Origin of the sequence: Candidatus Planktophila vernalis (genome assembly GCF_002288185.1) — a bacterium.
GTDB lineage: Bacteria > Actinomycetota > Actinomycetes > Nanopelagicales > Nanopelagicaceae > Planktophila > Planktophila vernalis.
Window position 1 is genome coordinate 176,123 of the sequence record NZ_CP016776.1, and the last position, 22,932, is coordinate 199,054.

A 22,932-nucleotide genomic window follows, 5' to 3' on the forward strand; every position below is an offset into this window, starting at 1 on the left:
GTTTTGCCATGCTCTCGCGAAGGGCAGTAGCTCAATTGGCTAGAGTTGCCGTCTCCAAAGCGGCCGGTTGGGGGTTCGAGTCCCTCCTGCCCTGCACAGTGTTTTACCTGAAGTACTAAACGAAAGGAACGACGATGAGCGAGTCACACGAACAAGTTGCCGAGAAGCTCGGTCTATTTGCGCGCGTCGGTCTTTTCTACCGCCAAGTTGTTAACGAACTCACCAAAGTTGTTTGGCCAACACGTAATCAGTTAACCACCTACACAGCCGTGGTTATGGTTTTCGTAACTTTCGTTATTGCTGTCGTTTCATTGCTTGATCTTGTTCTTACAAAGATCGTCTTCTGGGTATTTGGATAAAGGAAGAACATGAGCGAAGAGATCAAAGCAGACGCCTTCGAGGCTGCGCTGGCAGCATCAGCTAGCGAGATTGCAACGCCTGTCGTTGAGGTAGTTGAAGAAATCGTTGCTGAAGTAGTTTCATCAACTGAGCCTGAATTGGCATTGGCATCTGATGAAGATGGCGATATCGAGTCAGATGAGAATGACCCAAATGCAGAATTCCGTCGCACACTTCGCACAGCGTTGGGCGATTGGTATGTAGTCCACTCTTATGCGGGCTATGAGAAGAAAGTAAAGGGCAACCTTCAAACCCGTATTCAGTCACTTAATATGGAAGATTACATTTTCCAGATTGAAGTTCCTGAAGAAGAAGTGAAGGAATTAAAGAACGGTCAGTTCAAGATGGTTAAGCGCAACATCTACCCTGGCTATGTTTTAGTTCGCATGGATCTCACCGACGAGTCATGGTCAGCAGTTCGTAACACTCCTGGTGTTACAGGCTTTGTTGGCAATGCACATCACCCAAGCCCATTGAGCATGGATGAAGTTGAGAAGATTCTTGCACCACGTCCAGTTAAGAAGTCTGACAAGGTAGATATTCGCCTTATCGACTTTGAAGTTGGCGAATCAGTCACAGTTATGGATGGTCCTTTTGCAACCCTTCCAGCATCGATCTCAGAGATCATGCCAGAGCAGGCAAAACTCAAGGTTCTTGTCTCTATCTTCGGACGTGAAACCCCTGTTGAACTTTCATTTGCCCAAGTACAAAAGATTTAATTTCAAGAACTACTAGAAAACAAAAAGAGGAAAAGAAATGGCACCAAAGAAGAAGGTAACCGGATTCATTAAGTTGCAGATCCAGGCTGGCGCAGCAACACCTGCTCCACCAGTAGGTCCTGCACTCGGTCAGCATGGTGTCAACATCATGGAGTTCGTCAAGGCATACAACGCTGCGACTGAAGCTCAAAAGGGCCAGATCATTCCTGTAGAGATCACTGTCTACGAGGATCGCTCATTCACTTTCATCACTAAGACACCTCCAGCATCACGTTTGATCTTGAAGGCTGCTGGCGTTGAAAAGGGATCTGCAGTTCCACACAAGACCAAGGTTGCAAACATCACCATGGCTCAAGTTGCTGAAATCGCAAAGCTTAAGATGTCAGATCTAAACGCAAACGACATCGACGCAGCTTCAAAGATCATTGCTGGAACAGCGAGATCAATGGGAATCACAACTAACGGATAAATAAAGAATTCTTCTTCTCAGAGTGAGAAGAAAATGTGGGAGAACCGCGCTGGTTCGCTAACCACAACCCAAGAAAGAATGAGGATGAAATGAAGCGCTCAAAGAAATATAACGAGGCTGCAGCAAAGGTAATCAAGGATCACCTTTACACACCACTCGAGGCAGTAACACTTGCCAAAGAAACATCAACAGTTAAGTACAACGCTTCTGTAGAAGTTGCTTTAGTACTTGGCGTTGACCCAAAGAAGGCCGATCAAGCGATCCGCTCAACTGTTAACTTGCCACACGGAACAGGTAAGACTGCTCGCGTTTTGGTTTTTGCTAACGGAGAAAAAGCAGATGCAGCTCGCGCAGCTGGCGCAGATATCGTCGGTGGCGATGAATTGATCGAAGAAGTTTCAAAGGGTCGTCTTGATTACGACGCAGTTGTTTCAACACCAGATCTCATGGGTAAGGTCGGTCGCCTTGGAAAGGTTCTTGGACCACGCGGCTTAATGCCAAACCCAAAGACAGGCACAGTGACAACTGATGTTGCTAAGGCTGTTGAAGATATCAAGGGCGGAAAGATTGAGTTCCGCGTTGATAAGAACTCAAACCTTCACTTCCTTATCGGCAAGGTTTCATTTACTGCCGATCAGCTAGCTGAGAACTACGCAGCAGCGATGGAAGAAGTTATGCGTGCTAAGCCAAACTCTTCAAAGGGTCGCTATGTGCAAAAGGCAGTTGTTTCAACAACTATGGGACCTGGAATCGCAGTAGATCCAAACCTAGTTCGTGAGCCAGTAGCCAACTAAGAATTTGACGGGGGTAGGCCAGCCGGCCTACCCTCTACCCATAACCAAAGACCGCAGGTCTAGATCAACCGCAAGGAAGATCTAAATAAATGAGGAAATCTCAGCCCGCGTAGGTGTTCATGTTAATCCGTGGCGCTTACGCGTTACGGATTTTTTTATTTCCTGTGATCACTAAGTACCAGGAAAGGTGAACCGAATGGCTCGCCCAGATAAAGCATCAGCAGTTGCAGAGCTAACGGAAGACTTCCGTACAGCCACAGCCACTGTCCTTACTGAATATCGCGGACTATCTGTGACTTCAATGAAGGAACTTCGCCGTGCACTTGGTGAAAAGACCAAGTACTCAGTAGTTAAGAACACTCTTACAAAGATTGCAGCAAAGGATGCCGGAGTTGATCTTTCACCAGATCTTCTCGTTGGTCCTTCAGCTGTTGCCTTCATTAAGGGAGACCCAATCGATGCGGCTAAGAGCCTGCGCGATTTCGCAAAAGAGAATCCATTCCTTGTAATCAAGGGTGGAGTCTACGAAGGCAAAGCAGTAACCAAAGAAGAGATCATGCAGCTCGCTAACCTCGAGTCTCGTGAAGTTCTATTGGCAAAGCTTGCTGGTGCGATGAAGGGATCGCTTGCTAAGGCTGCTCGTATTTTCGATGCATTGCGTATCAAGCTTGAAGCAGAACAAGGTGCACCTGCACCAGTAGCAGCAGCTGCACCAGTAGCTGAGGCAGTAGTAGAAGCACCAGCTGCAGAAGCTGTTGCACCAGAAGTTGTGGCTGAAGTTGCTGAAGTTCCAGCAGCAGAAGCAACTGAAGCATCCACAGAAACAGAAGAGAAGGAATAACGAATATGACAAAGCTCAACACACAAGACCTATTGGCACAATTCAAGGAAATGACATTGGTCGAGCTCTCTGAGTTCGTTAAGTCATTTGAAACTGAATTCGATGTAACAGCAGCAGCTCCAGTAGCAGCAGCAGGCGGCGGCGCAGCAGCAGGCGGCGGCGATGCAGCAGCAGCACAAGATGACTTCACAGTTATCTTGGAAAATGCTGGTTCAGCAAAGATTGCAGTGATCAAGGAAGTTCGCGGATTAAATTCAAGCCTTGGCTTGAAGGAAGCGAAGGATCTTGTAGATGCAACTCCAGCGACTCTCCTAGAGAAGGTCAACAAGGAGACAGCAGAAAAGGCAAAGGCAGCCCTAGAGGCAGCTGGCGCAACTGTCACAATCAAGTAATTCGTCAGAGATTGCCCCGCTTGGCATCACGCCAGGCGGGGCTTTTTCTATTCCCAGCCCCTTATTCACATTTTTTGGACAATTGACTGACAAATCCCCCTCTTGGGGGGTATAAGCCCTGGGTTGGACAGGGTTGGGGGGTGCGCGATACCCTGCACCTTCGCACAAAATTCAAATGGTCAGGGCATATAGCGGCTGAGACCTAATAGTTGTGCGTCCCCGCTTTACTGTCTGGAAGGACATATCTTGGCCGCGAATAAAAAATCATCAGTAGCCCCACGCCGAATCTCTTTCGCAAAAATCCGTGAACCTCTCGAAGTTCCTAACTTATTAGCGTTGCAAGTTGAAAGCGTTGACTGGTTATTGGGCAACGATGCATGGCGCTCACGTATTGCTGCAGCCGATTCAATGAATCGCGGAGAAATCCCAACAACTTCTGGCTTGGAAGAAATCTTTGAAGAGATTTCACCAATCGAAGATTTCCAGGGATCAATGTCACTCTCATTCCGCGATCACCGTTTCGAGCCACCTAAGTACTCAATTGGTGAGTGCAAAGAGCGCGACATGACATATTCACAACCATTATTCGTAACAGCAGAGTTTACAAACAACATCACTGGTGAAATTAAGTCACAGACAGTTTTCATGGGCGACTTCCCAGTTATGACTCCACGCGGAACTTTCGTTATTAACGGAACAGAGCGCGTTGTTGTTTCACAGCTAGTTCGCTCACCTGGTGTTTACTTCGAGCGCACAATTGAAAAAGCTTCTGATAAGGATGTTTTCACAGCTAAGGTAATTCCTAGCCGTGGTGCATGGCTTGAGTTTGAAGTTGATAAGAAAGATTTGGTTGGTGTTCGCATCGACCGCAAGCGTAAGCAGTCTGTAACTGTCTTCTTGAAGGCACTTGGTTGGACTGAAGAACAGATTCTTGAAGAGTTCGGTGATTTCGAATCAATGCGTGCAACTCTTGAAAAAGATACTGTTAAAACACAGGATGAGGCGCTGCTAGATATCTACCGCAAGCTACGTCCAGGTGAACCACCAACTAAGGAAGCTGCACAGAACTTAATTGAAAACCTTTACTTCAACCCAAAGCGCTACGACTTGGCCAAGGTCGGTCGCTTTAAGGTTAATAAGAAGCTAGGTCTTGATCTAGAACTGAAGGCATCACTACTTACTATTTCTGACATCGTTGCAACGCTGCGCTACCTAGTAGCCCTGCACCGCGGAGATGTATTGATGGAGTACGGCCGCGAAGTTCGCGTTGAAAAGGACGATATCGATCACTTCGGTAACCGTCGCCTACGTACCGTTGGTGAACTTATTCAAAACCAGGTTCGCATCGGTCTTTCACGTATGGAACGTGTTGTTCGTGAACGTATGACTACGCAAGATGTTGAAGCGATTACGCCACAGACGTTGATCAACATCCGTCCAGTAGTTGCATCAATTAAGGAGTTCTTCGGAACTTCTCAGTTGTCACAGTTCATGGACCAAACAAATCCATTGTCAGGACTTACACACAAGCGCCGTCTTTCAGCACTTGGACCTGGTGGTCTTTCACGAGATCGCGCAGGCTTTGAAGTTCGTGACGTTCACCCATCTCACTACGGACGTATGTGCCCAATTGAAACTCCTGAAGGACCAAACATCGGTCTTATCGGTTCACTTGCAACATATGGTCGCGTAACTGCATTTGGATTTATCGAAACTCCTTATCGCAAAGTTTCAAAGGGTCGCGTAACCGATCAAGTTGATTACTTAACTGCTGATGAAGAAGACGAGCACATTATTGCTCAGGCAAATGCACCATTAACTGAAGACTCTCACTTTGCTGAAGCACGCGTACTTGTACGTCGTCGTGGTGGCGAAGTTGAATACATCCCAGCTGATGAAGTTGATTACATGGATGTTTCTCCACGTCAGATGGTGTCTGTTGCAACAGCGATGATTCCATTCCTTGAGCACGATGATGCTAACCGTGCGTTGATGGGTTCTAACATGATGCGCCAGTCAGTTCCGCTGATGCGCGCTGAAGCACCACTTATCGGTACAGGCATGGAGTTCCGTGCAGCCGTTGATGCTGGTGATGTTGTAACTGCAACTAAGGCTGGCGTTGTTACTGAAGTATCTGCTGAAGAAGTAAAGGTCATGGCAGATGACTCCACATACCAAACATATTCACTTCACAAGTTCACACGTTCCAACCAAGGAACTTCATATAACCAGAAGGTTATTGTCTCTGAAGGTCAGCGCGTTGAAGTTGGCTCAGTAATTGCTGATGGTCCATGTACCGAACTTGGTGAAATGGCTCTTGGTAAGAACTTGCTCGTGGCATTTATGTCATGGGAAGGTCACAACTATGAAGATGCGATTATCTTGTCGCAGCGCCTAGTTCAAGACGATGTTTTGACATCAATTCACATCGAGGAATACGAAGTAGATGCACGCGACACCAAGCTTGGTGCCGAAGAAATCACTCGCGATATTCCTAACGTTTCAGAGGAAGTTCTAGCTGATCTAGATGAGCGCGGAATCATCCGTGTTGGCGCTGATGTTGTACCTGGCGATATCTTGGTTGGAAAGGTAACTCCTAAGGGAGAAACTGAACTAACTCCTGAAGAGCGTTTGCTCCGTGCAATCTTTGGTGAGAAGGCTCGTGAAGTTCGCGATACATCTCTTAAGGTTCCACACGGTGAATCAGGAAAAGTTATTGGCGTAAAGATCTTCGAATCTGAAGAAGGCTTTGAGTTAGCAGCTGGCGTTAACCAATTGGTTCGCGTTTATGTTGCACAAAAGCGCAAGATTCAAGATGGTGACAAGCTTGCTGGTCGCCACGGTAACAAGGGTGTTATTTCTAAGATTCTTCCAGTTGAAGATATGCCATTCCTTGAAGATGGAACTCCAGTAGATGTTGTCCTTAACCCACTCGGTGTACCTGGTCGTATGAACGTTGGTCAGGTTCTTGAAATGCACTTAGGTTGGGTTGCAAAAACTGGTTGGGATCTATCTGGTGTCGATGAAGCGTGGCAGAAGCACATGCGCGCAATCGGTGCTGAAAAGGGAGAACCAGGAACTAAGTTTGCAACACCGGTATTTGATGGTGCGCTAGAAGATGAAATCTCTGGTCTTCTTTCAGCAACATTGCCTAACCGCGATGGCAATCAATTAATTGGTCGTTCAGGAAAGGCCCGTTTATTTGATGGCCGTTCTGGCGAGCCATACCCAACACCAATTTCAGTTGGATACATGTACATCTTGAAGCTGCACCACTTGGTGGACGACAAGATTCACGCACGTTCAACTGGTCCATACTCAATGATCACGCAACAGCCACTGGGTGGAAAAGCTCAGTTCGGTGGTCAGCGATTTGGTGAGATGGAAGTGTGGGCACTTGAAGCTTATGGTGCTGCTTACACACTTCAAGAACTTCTCACAATTAAATCTGACGACGTTCTAGGACGCGTAAAGGTTTACGAAGCAATTGTTAAGGGCGAAAACATTCCTGAACCAGGCATCCCTGAATCATTCAAGGTGCTTATTAAGGAAATGCAGTCCCTATGTCTCAATGTTGAAGTGCTTTCTTCAGAAGGTGTCGCAATTGAAATGCGCGATACAGATGAAGAAGTATTCCGTGCCGCCGAAGAGCTAGGTATCAACTTGTCACGAGTTGAGCCAAGCAGCGTAGAAGAAGTGTGAGAGGGATAAAACCATGTTAGACGTTAACTTCTTTGATGAACTACGTATCGGCCTTGCATCGGCTGAGAATATTCGCGAATGGTCTTTTGGCGAAGTAAAAAAGCCAGAGACAATTAACTACCGCACACTTAAGCCTGAAAAGGACGGCCTATTCGACGAGAAGATCTTCGGACCAACTCGTGACTGGGAATGTTATTGCGGTAAGTACAAGCGCGTTCGATTTAAGGGAATCATCTGCGAGCGATGCGGTGTTGAAGTAACACGTGCAAAGGTTCGTCGCGAACGTATGGGTCACATCGAGCTAGCAGCTCCTGTTACTCACATCTGGTACTTCAAGGGTGTTCCATCACGCCTTGGCTACCTACTTGATCTTGCTCCAAAGGATCTAGAAAAGGTTATTTACTTCGCTGCTTACATGATCACAGTTGTTGACACAGAAGCGCGTGAAGAAGATATGCCACAACTTGAAAAGAAGTTGGCTAATGATCGCAAGAAGATCGAAACACGTCGCGATAACGATCTAGATGTTCGTACCAAGAAGCTTGAATCAGATCTAGCAGAGCTTGAAGCTGAAGATGCTAAGTCAGATGTGAAGCGTAAGGTCCGCGAATCTGCAGAGCGTGAACTTAAGTCAATCCGTGATCGTTCAGAGCGCGAGCTTGATCGCCTTGAAAGTGTATGGACTCGCTTTAAGAACTTGAAGGTTCAAGATCTTGAGGGTGATGAAAACCTTTACCGCGAAATGCGCGATCGTTATGGAATGTATTTCAAGGGAGATATGGGTGCTGCTGCAATTAAGCATCGCCTAGAGACTTTTGATCTTGAGACTGAGCACAAGATGCTTACCGACCTTTCAGAAAATGGAAAAGGTGCAAAGAAGACTCGTGCAATCAAGCGCTTGAAGGTTGTTAACGCATTCCTTACAACAAGCAACAAGCCAGCATCAATGGTTCTTGATTGCGTTCCAGTTATTCCACCTGATCTACGTCCAATGGTTCAACTCGATGGTGGTCGCTTTGCGACTTCAGATCTCAACGATCTATACCGCCGCGTTATCAACCGTAACAACCGTTTGAAGCGTCTAGCTGATCTTGGTGCACCAGAGATTATCGTTAACAACGAAAAGCGTATGTTGCAGGAAGCTGTAGATGCCTTGTTTGATAACGGTCGTCGTGGTCGTCCAGTTACAGGTCCAGGTAACCGTGCACTGAAATCACTTTCAGACATGCTCAAGGGTAAGCAGGGACGTTTCCGTCAGAACTTGCTCGGAAAGCGCGTTGATTACTCAGGTCGTTCAGTAATTGTTGTTGGTCCACAGTTGAAGCTGCACCAGTGCGGTCTTCCAAAGCAGATGGCACTTGAACTCTTCAAGCCATTCGTAATGAAGCGACTTGTTGACCTTAACCACGCGCAGAACATTAAATCTGCAAAGCGCATGGTTGAACGTGCTCGTCCAGTTGTGTGGGATGTTCTTGAAGAAGTTATTGCAGAGCATCCAGTACTTCTCAACCGCGCACCTACCCTTCACCGTTTGGGTATTCAAGCTTTCGAACCACAGTTGGTAGAAGGTAAGGCAATTCAGATTCATCCACTCGTTTGTACAGCTTTTAACGCTGACTTCGACGGTGACCAGATGGCAGTTCACTTGCCGCTATCTGCTGAAGCACAGGCTGAAGCTCGTATCTTGATGTTGTCTTCAAACAACATCTTGTCACCAGCTAACGGTCGCCCAATTACTTCACCAACACAGGACATGGTTCTTGGTCTTTATTACTTGACCATGGTTCGCGATGGTGAACTAGGAGAAGGTCGTGCATTTAGCTCGATTGCAGAAGCAATCATGGCTCATGATCAACATTCAGTTTCATTGCAGGCAAAGATCAAGATCCGTCTTGGTAACTCAACTGAAACTATTGAAACAACAATTGGTCGCGCTTTGTTTAACGAAGCGCTCCCAGCTGATTTCCCATATGTAGACATCGATGTAACTAAGAAGCAACTTGGTGGCATTGTTGATCGCCTTGCTGAGTTCTATCCAAAGGTTGTTGTTGCACAAACGCTTGATGCGTTGAAGGCACTTGGCTTCCACTGGGCAACTCGCGCAGGAGCAACTATTGGTATTGAAGATGTTGTTACACCTCCACGCAAGAAGGAAATCCTTGAGAGCTATGAAACACAGGCTGACAAGGTTCAATCTCAATATGAAAAGGGACTCATCACTGATGACGAGCGTCGTCAGGAATTGATCGAGATCTGGACAAAGGCAACAGCTGAAGTGGGTAAAGAGATGGAAGAAAACTTCCCTCGCGTTAACCCAGTTTGGATGATGGTCTTCTCTGGTGCTCGTGGAAATATGATGCAGATCCGTCAGATTGCAGGTATGCGCGGACTCGTAGCAAATCCAAAGGGTGAAATTATTCCTCGCCCAATTAAATCTAACTTCCGTGAAGGTCTTTCTGTACTTGAGTACTTCATTTCTACTCACGGTGCACGTAAGGGTCTTGCAGATACAGCGCTTCGTACCGCTGACTCTGGTTACCTAACACGTCGTCTTTGCGACGTTGCTCAGGATGTCATCATCCGTGAAGAAGATTGCGGTACTGATCGCGGTCTTGTTCTACAGATTGGTGTTCGTCAAGAATCTGGCGGCCTAGTTAAGTTTGATCACGTTGAAACTTCAGTATTTGGTCGCACATTGGCCGATGATGTTGAAGTTGATGGCAAGGTCATCCTGCCTGCTGGCACAGATCTTGGAGATCGCAACATTGATGAACTCGTTGCAGCTGGAGTAGATGAAGTAAAGATTCGCTCAGTTCTAACTTGCGATAGCAAGGTCGGACAGTGCGCAGCTTGCTACGGTCGCTCACTTGCAGCAGGACAACGTGTTGCAGTTGGTGAAGCAGTTGGAATCATTGCAGCACAGTCAATCGGTGAGCCTGGTACACAGCTAACAATGCGTACCTTCCACACTGGTGGTGTTGCCGGTGATGACATCACTCACGGTCTTCCACGTATCGTCGAGCTCTTCGAAGCACGTACGCCTAAGGGTGTTGCTCCAATCGCTGAAACAGCAGGTGTTGTTTCATTCCGTGAGGATGTAAAGGGCAAGAAGATTGTCGTAACTCCAGATGATGGTGGCGAAGAAGTTGCTTACCCAATTACTCGTCGTCAGAAGCTACTTGTAGAAGAAGGTTCACGCGTTGAAGTTGGCCAGAAGATGGTCGTTGGCGCAATTGATCCAAAACAGGTACTTCGTATTCTTGGACCACGTGCAACTCAAGTTCACTTGGTAAATGAAATTCAATCTGTTTATCGCTCACAGGGCGTAGGCATTCACGATAAGCACATCGAAGTAATCGTTCGCCAAATGCTAAAGCGCATCACAGTGCTTGAAGCAGGAGATGCCGATCTACTTCCAGGTGAGCTCGTTGAGCGCGGTCGCTTTGAGACTGAAAACCGTCGCGTAGTTACGACTGGTGGAAAGGCAGCCTCAGGTCGCCCAGAACTTATGGGTATCACTAAGGCATCACTTGCAACTGAATCATGGTTGTCAGCTGCTTCATTCCAGGAAACAACTCGCGTTCTAACCGATGCTGCCCTTTCAGAGAAGAGTGATCCATTGCTCGGACTGAAGGAGAACGTCATCATCGGTAAGTTGATTCCAGCAGGTACTGGTCTTGCTCGTTACCGCAACATTCGTGTTGAGCCAACAGAGGAAGCCAAAGCCGCTGTTTATGCAGCTTATGATGAATATGACTTCACACCATTTGACCAACAGGGTTCAGGTGAAGCAGTACGTCTTGATGAGGTAGAAATTCCTCGTTAAAGAATAATTAAATGAAAAGGGCTCCCTTCGGGGAGCCTTTTTTATTACACTCACATAATGAGCAACGATGAGAAATTCCATGTGCAGCGCCACTCTGATCGAGAAGTTCACGATCGCTTGAATGTCAACGCACTTCTTGATTCCCAATACGTTGCACACGTTGGCTTCATTGATCCAGATATCAACGCACCTTTTGTTGTACCCATGGGTTTTGCTAGAGATGAAAACCGGATTCTGATTCATGGTTCAACAGGCTCTCGCATCATGAGGGCAATTGCAAAGGGAATAGATCTCTGTGTGACAGTCACTCAACTCAATGCAATCGTTGTTGCGCGCTCTGCATTTAACTCATCTATGAACTATGAATCAGTAATGATCTTTGGAAAAGCACGAGTGCTAAAGAAAGATGAAAAAGATGTTGCACTTGAGCGCATAACAACAAAGTTAGTTCCTGGATTGTGGGAATACGGCCGCACGATGACTAAGAAAGAATCTGCAGCAACAATGATTGTTGAACTGAGCTTGGAAAAGATTTCAGCTAAGGCGCGAAGTGGTGATCCATCCGATGATGAAGAGGATCTAGACCTTCACTTGTGGGCAGGAATCATTCCGCTAAAAACTGTTCAAGAGAGTGCAATTACTGCCAAAAATGCCGCTGGGATTGCCGTCCCGCCACATATTAAGTAGTTATTTGTGCAGGTTAGCCAATCGATCAAGGATTGGTGGGTGTGAATAATGCACCGCAACATAAACCGGGTGTGGGTTTAAGTTAGAAAGTGATTCACGAGAGAGCTTCTTAAGGGCGTTATACATATGCTCGCGAGCACCTGGATATGTGTCAATTGAATACTGGTCTGCTTGATATTCATTGCGGCGTGAGAATGAGTTATTAATCAAGCCCAGCAGCGTTGAAACAGGGCTAAAGAGTAAGAAGAAGGCCAGCATAGATAGATGAAAACTTGGAGTATCTGAGCCAAGGGCCTTGGAAAGATTTGGATTACCGAGTAGCCAACCCATAAGAGAGAAGATAATGAGGGTTTGCAGATTACTAAAAGCAAACATGGTGTAAACATGCTTGCGCTTGTAGTGGCCTACTTCGTGAGCAAGTACAGCAACTGTTTCCTGGGTTGAGAGTTTTTCAATCAAAGTGTCGTAGAGACCAATGATTTTAACTTTGCCCATTCCAGAAAAGAATGCATTCAACTTAGTAGAGCGCTTAGAAGCATCCATCTCATAGAGCTTAGAAAGTGGGAAGCCTTGCTTCTGGCAATAATCCTCAACCGCAGTGCGCAGTTCACCTTCAGGAAGTGGCTTTAACTTATTAAACATTGGAAGGAAAATGCGTGTGCCAAAGATAAACATGAATAGGGAGAAGGCAGCAAAGAGCGCCCAGGCGATAATCCAGAACTGGCTTTGTAGTTCTTGATAGATCCAGGCAACTGCATAGAGAAGGACTAATCCAAGTGCTAGAGAAATAAGCAGTTGCTTTATTGCATCTTGGAAAAACAGCTTCTTGGTTGATTTATTGAATCCAAATTTTTCTTCAATCACAAAAGTTGAGTAGTAGCCTGCAGGAAGATTCGCAATTGTTGAAATAAGGATCAAAATCGCAATGAAAACCACGGTAATGAGCAGATTGTTGTTCAAACGATCGCGCAGCTGAGCATCGAGCCAAGAAAAGCCGCCCAAAATGATGGCGGCCAGAATGGTCACGGTGCTAATCAGGGTCGTGAGCATTTCAAAGCGGTATTTGGCCGTGCCATAGGCCATGGATTTGGCGTATTCCTCGGGGTTGAAGATTTCAGCGCCCTCAGCGCTGATGGGCTGGTTCTTTGAGCGCTCATTGAGGTAGTTGATGACCATCCCGGCGCTGAAATCAATTAGGACAAATAGGACAATTCCCAGGAGGAGTAGATCTGATGTGCTCATAGGCGTGATTATGGGGGATTTTGCCTCGACACGCCCGGATGTGAAAAAGTAGGCCTTTGCCCACAATCTAGGGGATTAAAGGAGTAAAAGGGCGATTTGCCTCGCATGAGCCCGCTGGGTTACCCTTCGCGTCTGCTCTTTTTTAGAGCTTTATTGCTTGTGCTGTGAATAAGTTGAAAAACTTTTTACATCATCTATGCGAAGCGGGTGCAACACACCCGACCGCGTGGGTCGGCAATTGAGCGTGAATAAAGATCAGTAACGAAGTTACGAATGGAGATGAAGTGCCAACAATTCAACAGCTAGTTCGTCGTGGTCGTGCAGAAAAGATCACGAAGACAAGCACACCTGCACTTAAGGGTTCACCACAACGACGCGGTGTTTGCACACGCGTTTATACAACAACCCCTAAGAAACCAAACTCTGCACTTCGCAAAGTTGCACGTGTTCGCCTTACTAGTGGCATGGAAGTCACTGCATACATTCCTGGTGAAGGTCATAACTTACAAGAGCACTCCATTGTTCTTGTTCGTGGTGGTCGTGTAAAAGATCTACCAGGTGTTCGTTACAAGATCATTCGCGGATCACTAGATACACAAGGTGTTAAGAACCGTAAGCAATCACGTTCTCGTTACGGTACTAAGAGAGAGAAGAAGGCTAGCTAATGCCACGTAAAGGTCCGGTAGTTAAGTCTCCAGTTGTTTCAGATCCTGTTTACAACTCACCAGTTGTTACTGCGCTCATTAACCGTGTATTACTAAACGGTAAGCGTTCAACCGCTGAGTCAATTGTTTACGATGCTCTAGAAGGTTGCCGCAAGAAGACTGAAGTAGATCCACTCATTACTTTGAAGCGCGCACTAGATAACATCAAGCCAGCCGTTGAAGTACGTTCACGCCGCGTTGGTGGAGCTACATACCAGGTACCTGTTGAAGTTAAAGCAGGCCGTTCAACAACTTTGGCACTTCGCTGGTTAATTGACTACTCACGTTCACGTCGTGAAAAGTCAATGGCAGAGCGCCTAACTAATGAATTAATCGATGCAAGCAATGGCCTTGGTGCTGCTGTAAAGCGTCGCGAAGACACTCACAAGATGGCTGAAGCCAACAAGGCTTTTGCTCATTACCGCTGGTAAGTACTAACTAACCCGAAGAATTTAGAAACGACGAGAAGAGGAATATAAGTGTCAGCAGTAGAGAACATCGATCTAGCTACGGTTCGCAATATCGGAATCATGGCTCACATCGACGCGGGCAAAACCACTACTACTGAGCGCATCCTTTTCTACACAGGAATTAACTACAAGATCGGTGAAGTGCACGAAGGTGCTGCAACGATGGACTGGATGGAGCAGGAGCAAGAGCGCGGTATCACTATTACTTCTGCTGCAACTACTTGTATGTGGGATAAGCATCTGATCAACATTATTGATACACCAGGTCACGTGGACTTCACAGTTGAAGTAGAGCGTTCACTTCGTGTTCTAGATGGTGCAGTTGCAGTATTCGATGGCGTTGCAGGTGTTGAGCCACAATCAGAGACAGTATGGCGTCAAGCAGATCGTTATTCAGTTCCTCGTATTTGTTTTATTAACAAGCTAGACCGCACAGGTGCTTCATTTGATAAGTGCGTAGGCATGATCAAGGATCGCCTCAATGCAGTTGCATTAGTTCTACAACTTCCAATCGGTAACGAATCAGATTTCCTTGGAGTAGTTGACCTCATTGCAATGAAGGCGCTGACATGGCGCGGAGAAACACAAAAGGGCGAAGATTACGCAATCGAAGAGATTCCAGCTGACATGGCTGATAAGTGCAAGCAAGCTCGTCACGACATGATCGAAACTCTTGCTGAAAATGATGATGTTGTTATGGAGAAGTACCTAGAAGGTGCTGAACTCTCAGATGTTGAAATCATTGCTGGTATCCGCCGTGCAACTCTTGCAGCAAAGCTCACACCAGTACTAACTGGTTCAGCTTTCAAGAACAAGGGTGTTCAGCCAATGCTTGATGCAGTAGTTCGCTACCTGCCAAGCCCACTAGATGTTGAATCAATCGTCGGTACAGATATGAACAATGCTGAAGTTGAGGTAATCCGTCACCCTGAGAACAAGGAGCCATTTGCCGCTCTTGCTTTCAAGATCATGACTGACCCACACCTAGGAAAGCTCACATTCATCCGCGTTTATTCAGGTGTTCTACAAACTGGCTCAACAATCCTTAACTCAAATAAGGATCGCAAAGAGCGCATCGGAAAGATCTACCAGATGCACGCCAACAAGCGCGAAGAGCGTGACAACGTTGGTGCAGGAATGATCGTTGCTGTTATGGGTCTTAAGGACACAACAACAGGTGAAACTCTCTGTGATCCAGCTAAGCCAGTAATCCTTGAGTCAATGGATTTCCCAGCTCCAGTTATCTCTGTTGCTATTGAGCCAAAGACAAAGGGTGACCAAGAAAAACTTGGCGTTGCTATTCAGCGTCTTTCTGAAGAAGATCCAACTTTCCACGTTAATACTGACGAAGAAACAGGCCAGACAATCATCGCGGGTATGGGTGAACTTCACCTTGAAATCCTTGTTGACCGTATGCGCCGTGAGTTCAAGGTTGAAGCAAATGTTGGTAAGCCACAAGTTGCTTACCGCGAAACATTGCGCAAGGCCGTTGCTCGTCACGATTACACACACAAGAAGCAGACTGGTGGTTCTGGACAGTTTGCAAAGATTCAAATTGCTGTTGAGCCACTTCCAACTGGTGAAGTTGAAGGCGGATATGAATTCGTAAATAAAGTCACTGGAGGCCGCGTTCCACGCGAGTACATCCCTTCAGTTGATGCAGGTTGTAAGGAAGGTATGGCTGCTGGTCCACTAGCTGGCTACCCAATTACAGATGTACGAGTAACTCTTCTTGATGGTGCGTATCACGATGTTGACTCATCGGAGCTCGCTTTCAAGATTGCTGGTCTAGCAGCGTTTAAGGAAGCAGCAAAACTTGCTGATCCTGCGATTCTAGAACCAGTGATGAGAGTCGAAGTTGTTACCCCTGAAGACTTCATGGGTGATGTCATCGGCGATCTCAACAGTCGTCGTGGCCAAATCCAGGCCATGGATGAGCGGTCAGGTGCCCGCGTTGTTAGGGCGCTAGTTCCATTGTCAGAGATGTTCGGCTATGTCGGAGATCTTCGCTCTAGAACTCAAGGTCGCGCGAGCTATTCAATGGAATTCGATTCGTATGCCGAAGTACCTGGCAACGTAGCGAAGGAAATCATTGCAAAAGTTCGTGGCGAATAACCCTAATAAAAAGCACAACCCCTAATAACTAAGCACTAGAAAACGAAAGAGGAAACGAAATGGCAAAAGCCAAGTTTGAGCGCACAAAGCCGCACGTAAACATCGGCACCATCGGTCACATTGACCACGGTAAGACAACTCTTACTGCGGCAATTTCCAAGGTGTTGCATGACAAGTATCCAACTCTTAACGCAGCAACAGCTTTCTCTGATATCGATAAGGCACCAGAAGAGCGTCAACGCGGAATTACAATCTCTATCGCTCACATTGAGTACCAGACAGAGAAGCGTCACTACGCACACGTTGACTGCCCAGGCCACGCTGACTACATCAAGAACATGATCACTGGAGCTGCACAGATGGACGGAGCAATCCTCGTCGTAGCAGCTACTGATGGTCCAATGCCACAGACAAAGGAGCACGTTCTCCTTGCTCGTCAGGTAGGCGTTCCATCAATCGTTGTTGCACTTAATAAGTCAGACATGGTTGATGACGAAGAAATTCTTGAACTCGTTGAAATGGAAGTTCGTGAACTTCTATCTAAGTACGAGTTCCCAGGAGATGACACTCCAATCGTTCGCATCTCTGCACTTAAGGCTCTCGAAGGAGACGCTGCATGGGGCGAGAAGATCATCGAACTCATGGATGCAGTAGATGCATTTATTCCACAGCCAGCACGTGAAGTTGATAAGCCATTCCTTATGCCAGTTGAAGACGTTTTCACAATTACAGGTCGTGGAACAGTTATCACTGGTCGTATTGAGCGCGGCATCGTTAAGGTCAACGAAGAAGTTGAAATCGTTGGCATCCGCGAGCTCGCACAGAAGACAACAGTTACAGGCGTTGAAATGTTCCGTAAGTTGCTCGACGAAGGTCAAGCAGGCGAGAACGTTGGACTACTTCTTCGTGGTCTAAAGCGTGAAGACGTTGAGCGTGGACAGGTTGTTTGCAAGCCAGGATCAATCACACCTCACACAGAGTTTGATGCATCTGCATACATCCTTTCAAAGGATGAAGGCGGACGTCACACACCATTCTTCAACAACTACCGTCCACAGTTCTACTTCCGTACAACTGACGTGACTGGTGTTGTAACTCTTCCAGCAGGAACCGAAATGGTTATGCCTGGCGATAACACTGAAATGTCAGTAACACTGATTCAGCCAATCGCAATGGAAGAAGGACTTCGCTTCGCAATCCGTGAAGGTGGCCGCACAGTAGGTGCTGGTCGCGTTACAAAGATTAAGAAGTAAATAGCAGCAAAGAATTAAATGTTTGAGCCCGGCGGTGTAAAAGCCGCCGGGTGAAAAACAAAAGCTTGATAACTACATTTAAACGAAGTATTAATACGAAGGAGAACGACATGGCGGGACAAAAGATCCGCATTCGACTCAAGGCCTACGACCATGAGGTGATTGACTCTTCAGCGAAGAAAATCGTTGAAACAGTTGAGCGCACTGGTGCAACGGTCGCGGGTCCAGTGCCGCTACCAACAGAGAAGAACACTTACTGTGTTATTCGCTCTCCTCACAAATATAAGGACAGCCGCGAACACTTCGAGATGCGCACACACAAGCGCTTAATCGACATCATCGACCCAACACCTAAGACTGTTGATTCATTGATGCGTCTTGATTTGCCTGCAGGCGTCGACATCGAGATTAAGCTCTAAGGAAAGGACGACAGTAAATGACATATACAACTCAAGGCGCTGGCTCGTCCATCAAGGGCGTCCTCGGTAAGAAACTTGGAATGACACAGGTTTTTGATGCTAACAACAAGATGGTTCCTGTAACCGTTGTTGAAGCTGGTCCATGCGTAGTTACACAGATTCGTACACCTGAGAAAGATGGTTACTCAGCTGTTCAAATCGCATACGGTGCAATCGACCCAAAGAAGATTACAAAGCCACTTGCTGGCCACTTCGCTAAAGCTGGCGTGACACCACGTCGCTCTGTTGCAGAACTTCGCACACTTGATACAACTTCTTATTCAGTTGGACAAGAACTAGGTGCCACAGTATTTGCAGCTGGTGAATTAGTTGATGCAACTGGAACAAGCACAGGTAAGGGAACTGCTGGTGTTATGAAGCGCCACGGTTTCGGTGGTCTTGGTTCATCTCACGGTGTTGATCGTAAGCACCGTATGCCAGGTTCAATCGGTGCATGTTCAACACCAGGTCGCGTTTTCAAGGGAATGCGTATGGCAGGAGTTATGGGTGGCGTTCGCATTACAACTCAAAACCTTGTTGTGCACTCTGTTGATGCAGACCGCAACCTACTTCTTATTAAGGGATCAGTTCCTGGTCCTGACGGACAACTAGTTTTCATTCGCTCTGCTGCAAAGCATGCGATCTTTGAAACTGCAAAGGCTGGTGCATAATCATGGCGCTTACTCTTGAAGTAAAAAACACCGAAGGTAAGAAGGTTGGATCTGTAGATCTACCAGCTGAGATCTTCGATGCACAGACAAACGTTCCGCTGATTCACCAAGTCGTAACAGCGCAATTAGCTGCTGCACGTCAAGGTACTCAAAAGGCTAAGAACCGTGGTGAAACATCTGGTTCAGGTAAGAAGCCTTTCAAGCAGAAGGGAACCGGACGCGCGCGTCAGGGTTCAATTCGTGCACCGTTGCAACGCGGTGGTGGTGCAGCACATGCTGTTCGCCCACGTTCATATTTCCAACGCACACCAAAGAAAATGATTGCTGCAGCTTTGCGCGGAGTTCTCTCTGATCGCCAACGCAATGATCGTATTCACGTGCTGGATTCAATCTCTTCAGCTCCTTCAACAAAGGCAGCTATTGCAGCAGTTCGTCAGTTCTCAGAGCGCAAGAATCTTCTTGTAGTTGTCTCTCGTACTGAAGATCTTGCATGGCGTTCACTTCGTAACGCAGATGACCTACATCTTCTTGTTCCAGATCAGTTGAACGCCTATGACATCCTAAAAAGCGATGACATCGTCTTCTCTGAAAGTGCGATCAAGGATTTCCTAGCTGGCCCACGTAAGGTGGCAAAGGCTGTTGCACGTGAGAGCGAGGTCAACGCATGAAAGATTACCGCGATGTACTAGTAGCACCTGTTGTCTCTGAAAAGAGCTACGGCCTGCTTGATGAAAACAAGTACACATTTATTGTTTCACCAGATGCTAATAAGACAGAGATCAAGATCGCTGTTGAAAAAGTCTTTGGTGTAAAGGTGCTTAGCGTTAACACCATGAACCGTCAGGGTAAGAACAAGAAGACCCGTTTCGGTGATGGAAAGCGTAAAGACACAAAGCGCGCAATTGTGCAGGTAGCAGCTGGCGACCGTATCGACATCTTCGGGGGACCGGTTTCCTAAGGGAAAGCGGACTTCTAAGAGAAAAGGATCATCATGGCACTTCGTAAATTAAAGCCAACGACCCCGGGTCAACGCGGCGCAAGCGTTCCAGATTTCGCTGAAATCACACGCTCTACTCCAGAAAAATCTTTGGTACGTCCAATCCACTCAAAGGGTGGTCGTAACAATGCAGGTCGCATCACTGTTCGTCACCAAGGTGGCGGTCACAAGCGTGCGTATCGTTTGATTGACTTTGTCCGTAACGATAAAGATGGTGTGCCAGCAAAGGTCGCTCACATTGAGTACGACCCAAACCGCACAGCACGTATCGCTCTACTGCACTATGCAGATGGAGAAAAGCGTTACATCATCGCTCCTAATAAATTAGAGCAGGGTGCAACAGTTGAAAACGGTCCAAAGGCAGATATCAAGCCAGGAAATAACCTGCCACTTCGCAATATTCCAGTAGGTACAACAGTTCACGCAATTGAACTTCGTCCAGGTGGAGGAGCAAAGATTGCTCGTTCAGCTGGTGCATCAGTTCAGCTTGTTGCTAAAGAAGGTGCAACTGCGCAGCTACGTATGCCATCTGGTGAAATTCGTAACGTGGATGTTCGTTGCCGCGCAACTGTTGGTGAAGTTGGAAACGCAGAACAAGGAAACATTAACTACGGAAAAGCAGGCCGTATGCGCTGGAAGGGCAAGCGCCCATCAGTTCGCGGTGTTGTTATGAACCCAGTAGATCACCCACACGGTGGTGGTGAAGGTAAAACTTCTGGTGGACGTCACCCAGTGACTCCATGGGGTAAGCCTGAAGGCCGCACTCGTAAGAAGAAAGCATCAGATTCAATGATCGTCCGTCGTCGCAAGTCGAATAAGAAGCGGTAGGTAGGAGCCCTCATGCCAAGAAGTCTCAAGAAGGGTCCATTCGTTGATGGACATCTACAAAAGAAGGTAGATGCACAAAACGATGCCAACACAAAGAACGTGATCAAGACCTGGTCACGTCGCTCAATGATCATTCCTTCAATGATTGGTCACACCATTGCAGTCCATGACGGACGCAAGCACATTCCTGTTTTCATTACTGACGCGATGGTCGGACACAAGCTTGGTGAGTTCTCACCAACTCGTACATTCCGCGGTCACGTTAAGGGCGACGATCGGAGAGCAACACGTGCCTAATACAACTAATAATCCTTTGATTGCTCGCGCAATTTTGCGCGACATTCGCCACACACCACAGAAGGCTCGTCGCGTTGTCGACTTGGTCCGTGGAATGCGCGCAGATGAAGCTCTCTCAGTTTTGAAGTTTGCTCCACAATCAGCTGGTTCTGATGTGTTCACACTTCTTAACTCTGCAGTTGCTAATGCAAAAGCGCAGAACCCAGCTATTCGTGATGCTTCAGAACTTTGGGTTGTTGAAGCTCTCGTTGATGAGGGTCGCACAATGAAGCGTTTTCGCCCACGTGCACAAGGTCGCGGTTTCCGTATCTTGAAGCGTTCATCACACATCTCAGTTGCAGTTAGCGATGTAAAAGCCGCTAGCAAGACTATGAACAAGAAGGGAGCGACCAAGTAATGGGTCAAAAAGTAAACCCACACGGCTTCCGTCTCGGCATTACAACTGAATTTAAGTCACGTTGGTATGCAGACAAGTTGTACAAGGATTACGTCAAGGAAGATGTCGAAATCCGTCGCTTGATGCAGAAGGGTATGGAGCGCGCTGGTGTATCTCGAATTGAAATCGAGCGCACACGCGATCGCGTCCGTATCGATCTACACACTGCTCGTCCAGGAATTGTTATTGGCCGTCGTGGTCAAGAAGCAGACATCCTTCGTCAGCGTCTAGAGAAGCTAACAGGCAAGCAAGTTCAGCTCAACATTCTTGAAGTTAAGAACCCAGAAATCGACGCACAACTTGTTGCACAGGGAATTGCCGAGCAGCTTGCTGCACGTGTTTCTTTCCGTCGCGCAATGAAGAAGTCAATGCAGACCGCAATGAAGTCTGGCGCACAGGGCATTCGTGTTCAGTGCGGTGGTCGTCTAGGTGGCGCTGAAATGTCACGTTCTGAGTTCTATCGCGAAGGTCGCGTTCCATTGCACACACTTCGTGCCGATATTGATTATGGCTTCTATGAGGCACATACAACATTCGGTCGCTTGGGTGTAAAGGTATGGATCTACAAGGGCGAAATTATTGGTTCACGTGCAGATCGTGCAGCAACTGCTCTTGCAGAAGCACGCGCACCAAAGCCAGAGCGTCGCGGACCACGTAATCCACGTGCACCTCGCGGTGAAGTAACTGTTTCTCATACTGCACCAACTGCGGAAGGAGCTGGGAACTAATGTTAATTCCACGTCGCGTTAAGCACCGTAAGCAGCACCACCCATCCCGTAGCGGAGCAGCAAAGGGCGGAACAGCAGTTGCATTCGGCGATTTTGGTTTGCAAGCTCTAGAGCCTGCTTACGTAACAAACCGTCAGATTGAATCTGCACGTATCGCAATGACTCGTTACATCAAGCGTGGTGGAAAGGTTTGGATCAATATTTATCCAGATCGTCCACTAACAAAGAAGCCTGCTGAAACTCGTATGGGTTCTGGTAAAGGCTCACCTGAATGGTGGATTGCAAACGTAAAGCCAGGGCGCGTTATGTTTGAAATCTCTGGTGTGACAGAAGCAATTGCAAATGAAGCAATGCGTCTTGCGATGCACAAGCTTCCAATGAAGTGTCGAGTAGTAAAGCGTGAGGAGGCATAAGTGGCTATTACAACTAATGAAGAGCTACGCCAATTGTCAGCTGAAGAGTTAACAGGCAAGGTGCGCGAGTTGAAGGAAGAACTATTCAACCTTCGATTCCAAGCAGCTACTGGTCAACTTGAAAGCCACGGTCGCTTAAGCGCAGTGCGCAAAGAGATCGCACGTGTTTACACAATCGTTCGTGAACGCGAACTAGGAATCGGAGGAGCTGCGTAATGACTACATCACCTGCAGACCGCAGCGACCGTAAGGTCCGTGAAGGAATTGTTGTGAGCGACAAGATGGATAAGACCATCACTGTTGAGGTATCAAATCGTGTGAAGCACGGTATGTACTCAAAGGTTATGTCTCGCTCTAGCAAGCTAAAAGCACATGACGAGCAGAACACTGCCGGCATGGGCGATCGTGTACTCATCATGGAAACTCGTCCACTCTCAGCAACAAAGCGCTGGCGTTTGGTCGAGATTCTCGAGAAGGCAAAGTAAGGGTGA

25 protein-coding genes and 1 tRNA gene are annotated in these 22,932 nt (G+C 47.2%); 25 read left to right on the forward strand and 1 reads right to left on the reverse strand.

What is annotated here, in order from left to right; all coding sequences use genetic code 11:
- Window positions 1-20 precede the first annotated feature (20 nt).
- The 10 genes from A7sIIA15_RS00945 (at window position 21) to A7sIIA15_RS00990 (ending at window position 11,829) form a co-directional block, all read left to right on the forward strand.
- A tRNA-Trp gene (locus A7sIIA15_RS00945) sits at window positions 21-94 on the forward strand.
- Window positions 95-134: 40 nt separating this feature from the next.
- A complete protein-coding gene (secE, locus tag A7sIIA15_RS00950) occupies window positions 135-359 on the forward strand; it encodes a preprotein translocase subunit SecE (protein WP_095685391.1) in 225 nt (74 codons plus the stop codon).
- Window positions 360-368: 9 nt separating this feature from the next.
- Window positions 369-1,118: a transcription termination/antitermination protein NusG gene (gene nusG / locus A7sIIA15_RS00955; protein WP_095657618.1), complete on the forward strand. Its 750-nt coding sequence runs from the start codon at window positions 369-371 to the stop codon at window positions 1,116-1,118.
- A 37-nt stretch (window positions 1,119-1,155) separates the two neighbouring features.
- The gene (gene rplK, locus A7sIIA15_RS00960) at window positions 1,156-1,587 is read left to right on the forward strand and encodes a 50S ribosomal protein L11 (protein WP_095657617.1); all 432 of its coding nucleotides are present in this window, start codon (window positions 1,156-1,158) and stop codon (window positions 1,585-1,587) included.
- 89 nt (window positions 1,588-1,676) lie between these two features.
- A complete protein-coding gene (gene rplA / locus A7sIIA15_RS00965) occupies window positions 1,677-2,381 on the forward strand; it encodes a 50S ribosomal protein L1 (protein WP_018207372.1) in 705 nt (234 codons plus the stop codon).
- 196 nt (window positions 2,382-2,577) lie between these two features.
- Complete coding sequence (gene rplJ, locus A7sIIA15_RS00970; protein ID WP_095685392.1) at window positions 2,578-3,222, forward strand: 50S ribosomal protein L10; 645 nt, start codon at window positions 2,578-2,580, stop codon at window positions 3,220-3,222.
- Between the two features lie 5 nt (window positions 3,223-3,227).
- Window positions 3,228-3,614, forward strand: a complete 387-nt coding sequence (gene rplL, locus A7sIIA15_RS00975) for a 50S ribosomal protein L7/L12 (protein ID WP_095685393.1) — start codon at window positions 3,228-3,230, stop codon at window positions 3,612-3,614.
- A 231-nt stretch (window positions 3,615-3,845) separates the two neighbouring features.
- Window positions 3,846-7,316 (forward strand): DNA-directed RNA polymerase subunit beta, encoded by a 3,471-nt coding sequence (gene rpoB / locus A7sIIA15_RS00980; RefSeq protein ID WP_190279155.1) that lies wholly within the window; start codon window positions 3,846-3,848, stop codon window positions 7,314-7,316.
- Window positions 7,317-7,329: 13 nt separating this feature from the next.
- Complete coding sequence (locus A7sIIA15_RS00985; protein WP_095685395.1) at window positions 7,330-11,142, forward strand: DNA-directed RNA polymerase subunit beta'; 3,813 nt, start codon at window positions 7,330-7,332, stop codon at window positions 11,140-11,142.
- A gap of 57 nt (window positions 11,143-11,199) precedes the next feature.
- Window positions 11,200-11,829, forward strand: coding sequence for a pyridoxamine 5'-phosphate oxidase family protein (locus A7sIIA15_RS00990; RefSeq protein ID WP_095685396.1), 630 nt, complete (start codon window positions 11,200-11,202; stop codon window positions 11,827-11,829).
- Here the strand turns inward: A7sIIA15_RS00990 and A7sIIA15_RS00995 are convergent, their stop codons facing one another.
- Window positions 11,830-13,071, reverse strand: a complete 1,242-nt coding sequence (locus A7sIIA15_RS00995; protein ID WP_095685397.1) for a M48 family metallopeptidase — start codon at window positions 13,069-13,071, stop codon at window positions 11,830-11,832.
- 284 nt (window positions 13,072-13,355) lie between these two features.
- Here A7sIIA15_RS00995 and rpsL point away from each other — a divergent pair, with 284 nt between their 5' ends.
- The 15 genes from rpsL to rpsQ all read left to right on the forward strand — a co-directional run bounded on the left by rpsL (window position 13,356) and on the right by rpsQ (window position 22,926).
- Window positions 13,356-13,736 carry a 30S ribosomal protein S12 gene (rpsL, locus tag A7sIIA15_RS01000; protein WP_095657609.1) on the forward strand — a complete coding sequence of 127 codons (381 nt, stop codon included), beginning with the start codon at window positions 13,356-13,358 and terminating at the stop codon, window positions 13,734-13,736.
- On the forward strand, window positions 13,736-14,206 hold the full coding sequence (gene rpsG, locus A7sIIA15_RS01005) for a 30S ribosomal protein S7 (RefSeq protein WP_018207202.1): 471 nt from the start codon (window positions 13,736-13,738) through the stop codon (window positions 14,204-14,206). Before rpsL ends, rpsG begins: the two co-directional genes overlap by 1 nt.
- 99 nt (window positions 14,207-14,305) lie before the next feature.
- Window positions 14,306-16,360: an elongation factor G gene (fusA, locus tag A7sIIA15_RS01010; RefSeq protein WP_236855954.1), complete on the forward strand. Its 2,055-nt coding sequence runs from the start codon at window positions 14,306-14,308 to the stop codon at window positions 16,358-16,360.
- A gap of 59 nt (window positions 16,361-16,419) precedes the next feature.
- A complete protein-coding gene (gene tuf / locus A7sIIA15_RS01015) occupies window positions 16,420-17,613 on the forward strand; it encodes an elongation factor Tu (RefSeq protein ID WP_095685399.1) in 1,194 nt (397 codons plus the stop codon).
- 110 nt (window positions 17,614-17,723) lie between these two features.
- The gene (gene rpsJ, locus A7sIIA15_RS01020; protein WP_017955300.1) at window positions 17,724-18,032 is read left to right on the forward strand and encodes a 30S ribosomal protein S10; all 309 of its coding nucleotides are present in this window, start codon (window positions 17,724-17,726) and stop codon (window positions 18,030-18,032) included.
- Window positions 18,033-18,049: 17 nt separating this feature from the next.
- Window positions 18,050-18,742, forward strand: coding sequence for a 50S ribosomal protein L3 (gene rplC / locus A7sIIA15_RS01025; protein WP_095685400.1), 693 nt, complete (start codon window positions 18,050-18,052; stop codon window positions 18,740-18,742).
- A gap of 2 nt (window positions 18,743-18,744) precedes the next feature.
- A complete protein-coding gene (gene rplD / locus A7sIIA15_RS01030; RefSeq protein ID WP_095685401.1) occupies window positions 18,745-19,410 on the forward strand; it encodes a 50S ribosomal protein L4 in 666 nt (221 codons plus the stop codon).
- Window positions 19,407-19,700, forward strand: a complete 294-nt coding sequence (gene rplW / locus A7sIIA15_RS01035) for a 50S ribosomal protein L23 (RefSeq protein WP_018207207.1) — start codon at window positions 19,407-19,409, stop codon at window positions 19,698-19,700. Before rplD ends, rplW begins: the two co-directional genes overlap by 4 nt.
- 33 nt (window positions 19,701-19,733) lie before the next feature.
- Window positions 19,734-20,567, forward strand: a complete 834-nt coding sequence (gene rplB, locus A7sIIA15_RS01040; RefSeq protein ID WP_095657604.1) for a 50S ribosomal protein L2 — start codon at window positions 19,734-19,736, stop codon at window positions 20,565-20,567.
- 12 nt (window positions 20,568-20,579) lie between these two features.
- Window positions 20,580-20,864, forward strand: a complete 285-nt coding sequence (rpsS, locus tag A7sIIA15_RS01045) for a 30S ribosomal protein S19 (RefSeq protein WP_095685402.1) — start codon at window positions 20,580-20,582, stop codon at window positions 20,862-20,864.
- Entirely contained in the window at window positions 20,857-21,261 is a 405-nt protein-coding gene (gene rplV, locus A7sIIA15_RS01050; protein WP_018207210.1) for a 50S ribosomal protein L22, read from the forward strand. Before rpsS ends, rplV begins: the two co-directional genes overlap by 8 nt.
- The gene (gene rpsC / locus A7sIIA15_RS01055; RefSeq protein WP_095657602.1) at window positions 21,261-22,028 is read left to right on the forward strand and encodes a 30S ribosomal protein S3; all 768 of its coding nucleotides are present in this window, start codon (window positions 21,261-21,263) and stop codon (window positions 22,026-22,028) included. Before rplV ends, rpsC begins: the two co-directional genes overlap by 1 nt.
- Window positions 22,028-22,441, forward strand: coding sequence for a 50S ribosomal protein L16 (gene rplP, locus A7sIIA15_RS01060; protein ID WP_095657601.1), 414 nt, complete (start codon window positions 22,028-22,030; stop codon window positions 22,439-22,441). Before rpsC ends, rplP begins: the two co-directional genes overlap by 1 nt.
- On the forward strand, window positions 22,442-22,657 hold the full coding sequence (gene rpmC / locus A7sIIA15_RS01065) for a 50S ribosomal protein L29 (RefSeq protein ID WP_095657600.1): 216 nt from the start codon (window positions 22,442-22,444) through the stop codon (window positions 22,655-22,657). It abuts the gene before it with no gap.
- Window positions 22,657-22,926, forward strand: a complete 270-nt coding sequence (gene rpsQ / locus A7sIIA15_RS01070) for a 30S ribosomal protein S17 (protein ID WP_095657599.1) — start codon at window positions 22,657-22,659, stop codon at window positions 22,924-22,926. Before rpmC ends, rpsQ begins: the two co-directional genes overlap by 1 nt.
- Window positions 22,927-22,932 lie beyond the last annotated feature (6 nt).

Coding starts and splice junctions, on each gene's coding strand:
- secE (WP_095685391.1), top strand. CDS start 135: ATGAGCGAGTCACACGAACAAGTTGCCGAGAAGCTCGGTCTATTTGCG.
- nusG (WP_095657618.1), top strand. CDS start 369: ATGAGCGAAGAGATCAAAGCAGACGCCTTCGAGGCTGCGCTGGCAGCA.
- rplK (WP_095657617.1), top strand. CDS start 1,156: ATGGCACCAAAGAAGAAGGTAACCGGATTCATTAAGTTGCAGATCCAG.
- rplA (WP_018207372.1), top strand. CDS start 1,677: ATGAAGCGCTCAAAGAAATATAACGAGGCTGCAGCAAAGGTAATCAAG.
- rplJ (WP_095685392.1), top strand. CDS start 2,578: ATGGCTCGCCCAGATAAAGCATCAGCAGTTGCAGAGCTAACGGAAGAC.
- rplL (WP_095685393.1), top strand. CDS start 3,228: ATGACAAAGCTCAACACACAAGACCTATTGGCACAATTCAAGGAAATG.
- A7sIIA15_RS00985 (WP_095685395.1), top strand. CDS start 7,330: ATGTTAGACGTTAACTTCTTTGATGAACTACGTATCGGCCTTGCATCG.
- A7sIIA15_RS00990 (WP_095685396.1), top strand. CDS start 11,200: ATGAGCAACGATGAGAAATTCCATGTGCAGCGCCACTCTGATCGAGAA.
- A7sIIA15_RS00995 (WP_095685397.1), bottom strand. CDS start 13,071: ATGAGCACATCAGATCTACTCCTCCTGGGAATTGTCCTATTTGTCCTA.
- rpsG (WP_018207202.1), top strand. CDS start 13,736: ATGCCACGTAAAGGTCCGGTAGTTAAGTCTCCAGTTGTTTCAGATCCT.
- fusA (WP_236855954.1), top strand. CDS start 14,306: ATGGCTCACATCGACGCGGGCAAAACCACTACTACTGAGCGCATCCTT.
- tuf (WP_095685399.1), top strand. CDS start 16,420: ATGGCAAAAGCCAAGTTTGAGCGCACAAAGCCGCACGTAAACATCGGC.
- rpsJ (WP_017955300.1), top strand. CDS start 17,724: ATGGCGGGACAAAAGATCCGCATTCGACTCAAGGCCTACGACCATGAG.
- rplC (WP_095685400.1), top strand. CDS start 18,050: ATGACATATACAACTCAAGGCGCTGGCTCGTCCATCAAGGGCGTCCTC.
- rplD (WP_095685401.1), top strand. CDS start 18,745: ATGGCGCTTACTCTTGAAGTAAAAAACACCGAAGGTAAGAAGGTTGGA.
- rplW (WP_018207207.1), top strand. CDS start 19,407: ATGAAAGATTACCGCGATGTACTAGTAGCACCTGTTGTCTCTGAAAAG.
- rplB (WP_095657604.1), top strand. CDS start 19,734: ATGGCACTTCGTAAATTAAAGCCAACGACCCCGGGTCAACGCGGCGCA.
- rpsS (WP_095685402.1), top strand. CDS start 20,580: ATGCCAAGAAGTCTCAAGAAGGGTCCATTCGTTGATGGACATCTACAA.
- rpsC (WP_095657602.1), top strand. CDS start 21,261: ATGGGTCAAAAAGTAAACCCACACGGCTTCCGTCTCGGCATTACAACT.
- rplP (WP_095657601.1), top strand. CDS start 22,028: ATGTTAATTCCACGTCGCGTTAAGCACCGTAAGCAGCACCACCCATCC.
- rpsQ (WP_095657599.1), top strand. CDS start 22,657: ATGACTACATCACCTGCAGACCGCAGCGACCGTAAGGTCCGTGAAGGA.